This window comes from Burkholderia sp. COPS (genome assembly GCF_019425585.1).
Classification (GTDB): domain Bacteria; phylum Pseudomonadota; class Gammaproteobacteria; order Burkholderiales; family Burkholderiaceae; genus Burkholderia; species Burkholderia cepacia.
The window spans coordinates 1-2,107 of sequence record NZ_WIXR01000092.1; the positions used below are offsets into that span (position 1 = coordinate 1).

The window sequence follows — 2,107 nt, forward strand, 5'->3', positions numbered from 1 at the left end:
GCCGGGCACCGTGTCGCCCGGGCGGGACGGCGGGGTTGGCCGCTGGCGGGCATAAAAAGGGACGGTTGAACGCCCTTTGGCTGCCATCCATGCCGACGCGACCGGCATCCTACCAGTTCGGCGGCGTGGACACAGTCAAGAATTGTCGGGGGCAGGGCCGCACGGGGCAGGGGGCGCGTCGAATGGCCGTGACGCTACCGGCTCGGGATGGGGTCATCCAGATGCCGTGATGCAACCTTGCCCGTTCTCCGCGAGCTTTCAGTCGCATGCGTGGCAACTGACAACCGTAAGGTGCCCGTCGATCGATGGTATTCGTCAACATCGTCACGCACCTGTGATTATCCCGAGCCTGTTTATTACTATCGCGTCGTAAATTGGTGCGATTATTTCGGAAAATTAAAAGGACCAATCATCACTTTCGCCTCCGGATTTTTTTGAGAATCCATGACACCTTGTCCTTGCTAAAACCAATTCCATCTGCTTTATTTACTCATACCAAATCAGGATAAAACGCTAACGGGGTATCACGGTCACTTTGTCGGGTATTGGTGCCTGACGAAGTGACATCGATTCACTACAGCATCCCTACGATCTGAAGGCGCAGCCCCTTTCCCGAGGGCGTGCTACGCCTGTTGCGCGTGTCCGCGCCCATGGAGGCGATCAGGTGACCACGCGGGCCCGCCCATGGCCCGCCGATTAATGCTTTCAAAATGCCACATGCTATTTGAATAAAACGAATTCGATTGAGCGCGAGTTTAAATGTTTTATTAACTACCTGCTTACGTTCAAAACCTGGCGGCCAAACCCTAATGCCACCCACGAAGGAGGCTGGATATATCATGAATAACGCATCTGGAGTCAGAGTTCGTCCGTCGATCGAATCGTTGCAAGTCGAATATCGGAAAGGCAACAAAAAGCCGCTGGAAGACCTGATGCGCGCGTGGAAAGGCATCAAGGCATTGCCGCCCGACGATCCGAACTCGTTCTTCATGATCGGCGGCTTCCACGGCGAGCCGTTCCGCGGCGCCGGCTGGGGCTCGGCGTCTTACTGGGGCGGTTATTGCAACCACGGAAACGTGCTGTTCCCCACCTGGCACCGTGCGTACCTGCTGCGGCTGGAACAGGCGCTGCAGAGCATCCCCGGTTGCGAGCAGGTGATGCTGCCGTTCTGGGACGAAACCAGCGAAGAGTCGCTGACGAAAGGCATCCCGTGGGCACTGACCGACCCGGATTTCGAGCTCGACGGCGAAAAGATTCCGAATCCGCTGGCCTCCTTCACGTTCAACCGGGCGATCACCGACAACATCAACGGCGACGATCCGAACTACAGCAAGCCGCTGCCGTACGTCACGGTTCGCTACCCGCTGTCGGGGCTCGTGGGTACCGACAAGGACCGGGCCGCGACCGAGAAGCACAACGCCAGGTTCAAGGATGCCAAGGAGAACGTGGTGTTGCTGAACCGGAACATCGTGGACTGGCTCACGTCCTACATCGTCGTGAAGGGCAACGTGGTGCCGACCAACGTGAAGCGCAAGTTCGAGCAGTGCCTGGACGCGCCGAACTACACGGTGTTTTCCAACACGACGTCCGCGGCCCAGTGGAACGAGAATCTGCCGGAAGGCGCGATTCCCGTCGTCCCGCNNCAACAAGATTCACCTGGCGGTCGGCGGGTTCGACGTGCCGCACGGCCCGAACAAGGGCGACTTCTCGCCGATTCCGGGCGCCAACGGCGACATGGGCGAAAACGACACGGCGGGCCTCGACCCGATCTTCTATTTCCATCACTGCTTCATCGATCGCGTGTTCTGGCTGTGGCAGAAGCGGCACGGCTTCACGCAGCACCTCGACGTCATCGCCGAGTATCCAGGCACCAACTCGGTCGACGCGCAGGGGCCGACGCCGGGCACGGTGCCCAACTCGTGGCTCACGCTCTCGTCGCCGCTCGATCCGTTCAAGAAGAGCGAGAACGGCAAGGAGCGCGCCTATACGTCGCTCGACTGCATCAACATCGAGGAGCAGCTCGGCTACACGTACGGCCCCGGTTCGCTGGAAGACCTGCCGAAGCTCTCGCTGGCGGCGACGACCGTGCCGGCCGGCAACAGCAGCA

2 protein-coding genes and 1 pseudogene (1 of these 3 cut by a window edge) are annotated in these 2,107 nt (G+C 59.7%); 2 read left to right on the forward strand and 1 reads right to left on the reverse strand.

Going from position 1 to position 2,107, the window contains the following annotated elements; translation table 11 throughout:
• Positions 1-574: 574 nt before the first annotated feature.
• Positions 575-991, reverse strand: a complete 417-nt coding sequence (locus FOZ70_RS38445; protein ID WP_258025853.1) for a hypothetical protein — start codon at positions 989-991, stop codon at positions 575-577.
• On the opposite strand from FOZ70_RS38445, the pseudogene FOZ70_RS38450 reads away from it, so the two are divergent.
• Both FOZ70_RS38450 and FOZ70_RS38455 read left to right on the forward strand, forming a co-directional pair.
• Positions 990-1,550 (forward strand): annotated as a pseudogene (locus FOZ70_RS38450) (tyrosinase family protein); the annotation flags it as partial. The gene FOZ70_RS38445 and the pseudogene FOZ70_RS38450 overlap by 2 nt on opposite strands.
• Positions 1,551-1,677: 127 nt before the next feature.
• Positions 1,678-2,107, forward strand: the 5' portion of a protein-coding gene (locus tag FOZ70_RS38455) for a tyrosinase family protein (protein WP_346656433.1). The gene runs 320 nt beyond the window's last position; the window shows 430 of its 750 coding nt (coding positions 1-430); it begins with the start codon at positions 1,678-1,680; its stop codon lies beyond the right edge, outside the window.

Coding starts and splice junctions, on each gene's coding strand:
- FOZ70_RS38445 (WP_258025853.1), bottom strand. CDS start 991: ATGAAGAACGAGTTCGGATCGTCGGGCGGCAATGCCTTGATGCCTTTC.